The organism is Microcystis sp. LE19-41.2A, assembly GCF_027530405.1.
In the GTDB taxonomy this organism is placed as follows: domain Bacteria; phylum Cyanobacteriota; class Cyanobacteriia; order Cyanobacteriales; family Microcystaceae; genus Microcystis; species Microcystis aeruginosa.
In genome coordinates, this window is record NZ_JAPZQJ010000030.1 from 1 (window position 1) to 1877 (window position 1877).

1 protein-coding gene and 1 pseudogene are annotated in these 1877 nt (G+C 43.3%); one reads left to right on the forward strand and one right to left on the reverse strand.

Features of this window, described 5'->3' with window-relative positions:
* Positions 1-199: 199 nt before the first annotated feature.
* A pseudogene (locus tag O9290_RS01715) lies at positions 200-565 on the reverse strand (IS1634 family transposase); the annotation flags it as partial.
* A 295-nt stretch (positions 566-860) separates the two neighbouring features.
* Between O9290_RS01715 and O9290_RS01720 the strand changes: the two are divergent.
* Positions 861-1487, forward strand: a complete 627-nt coding sequence (locus tag O9290_RS01720; protein ID WP_002758614.1) for a TetR/AcrR family transcriptional regulator — start codon at positions 861-863, stop codon at positions 1485-1487.
* Positions 1488-1877: the final 390 nt, after the last annotated feature.

The window sequence follows — 1877 nt, forward strand, 5'->3', positions numbered from 1 at the left end:
TTAAAATAAGGCTTTTGACCTGTTAAAGTCCGATGTTAGTGCAAGAAAATAGGATTGGGACGTTCAAAAACCTTGCATTATCCTTCTTGTGGTACATCGCTTGGTACAAAAAACAAGGGCAACAAAGCCTGAAACGACCGACTCCTGACGACCGGCTACTGACTCCTACCCCCAGGAAAAACTTTTTCAGCAGACCCTAGTTAGAGATGGTTTCCCTCCAGGAATAACCCGGTATTTCTGAATCGGTTAACTCTTTTTCTGAGATGCTATCGACTAACTCTTGAGCCTCTTTAATGCTGAAGGGGACTCGAGATAACCAACGCATTTCTCTCATTAGTTTTAAATTCTCTTTGCTATAGAGGGCGCTATCGCCGACTATTAAACTGTCAAAGTCAACTGGTTTTTTAAATTCTCGGGCGATTTGACCAAAAACCGCTTTGTCTGCTTCATTTCCGTCACCTACTTTCAGGAATAAAGGTACATCTCCATCCCCACTTACGATTAAGTCAATCATAAATTGTTTCAAGTCAGGTCTTCGGTCGCGGGAGTAAGCTAAACGGCTTTTACTTCGGATCACCGATATAGACTCCAAAAGGGTTATAGCTGTTGGATCATGCAGGTTAAGCGCCGTTTAGCTTACTACCGAATCATTACCGGATTTGGGTCTAGAACTAGGCTTTATCTGGGAGAATGAAAATCTTTCGGTTATCTTGGCTGGAAACTTAGCCCATTGTCAAGCTCGTGCGCTCGTTGTTAAAGGCCAAGTTACTCCAATTACTCAAAATTTTATGAAGCATTTGAGTAAACACCTGACTTGATCGATGACAATGGCTCTATCCCGTTCTAGCTGTCAATAAATTATGCAAAGTCTTTTTCAACGTTCCCTAACTGAGACCAATTCTGGGGAAGAAGATACTCGTAGTCGTATTCTACAGGCCGCTTTACGTTTATTTGCCGCTAAGGGTTATGAAGGAACCACGACCAAAGACCTAGCAGGAAAAGCAAATGTGGCAGAAGGAACTTTATTTCGTTATTTTCCCAACAAAAAGGCGATTTTAATCGAAGTGGCCACTAGGGGATGGGTGGATATTCTCACCGACTTGCTGACGGAATTGAGCGAAATGGGCAGTTATAAAGCGGTAGCGCAGGTGATGCGACGTAGGGTGTTGAGAATGCGAGAAAATAGCGATTTATTGCGAGTTTGTTTTATAGAGGCGCAATTTCATCCCGAATTAAAAGAGCGAATTCAATCGGAGGTAATTGCTAAAATGACCGATGTGGCCGAGGCTTTTTTTCAAACAGCGATCGATCGTGGTGTCTATCGTCCCATGAATCCGAAAATTGTCGCCCAGGTTTTTCTAGGAATGTTCGCAATTGCCGGTTTTTCCAGTGAAACTATTTTAGATAGTAATGCTTCCCCCTTAGCTTTACAAGAAATGGCCGAAGGTATTGCCGAAATTTTTCTGAATGGAGTGTTAGTTAAGTAGTCGTGCAAAATTAATTTCCTAGTCGAGACTCCGAGACAGCTAATCTAAAGATAGGCGGTTAAAATCCGTTTTAGCTTACTTAAGTAGCTGGTTATAATTAAATTAAAAATGGATTTTAGGTTCGATCCCCCCTGCCCCTCTTGATAAGCGGGGTGCCGATCCCCCCTGCCCCCCTTGATAAGGGGGGTGCCGATCCCCCCTGCCCCCCTTGATAAGGGGGGTGCCGATAGGCGGGGGGATCCCCCTTAATAAGCTATCCATTAGTCACATCTTTCTTAACATAAAATTTGACAAAAAGAGAAAAGTGTGCCAGATGGCTCAAGGGGGTTCTATGGGGGAACTAATTTGATGAGATAGTTTCCAAGTCTCGCTGATATCATGTAACCTTCG

Coding starts and splice junctions, on each gene's coding strand:
- O9290_RS01720 (WP_002758614.1), top strand. CDS start 861: ATGCAAAGTCTTTTTCAACGTTCCCTAACTGAGACCAATTCTGGGGAA.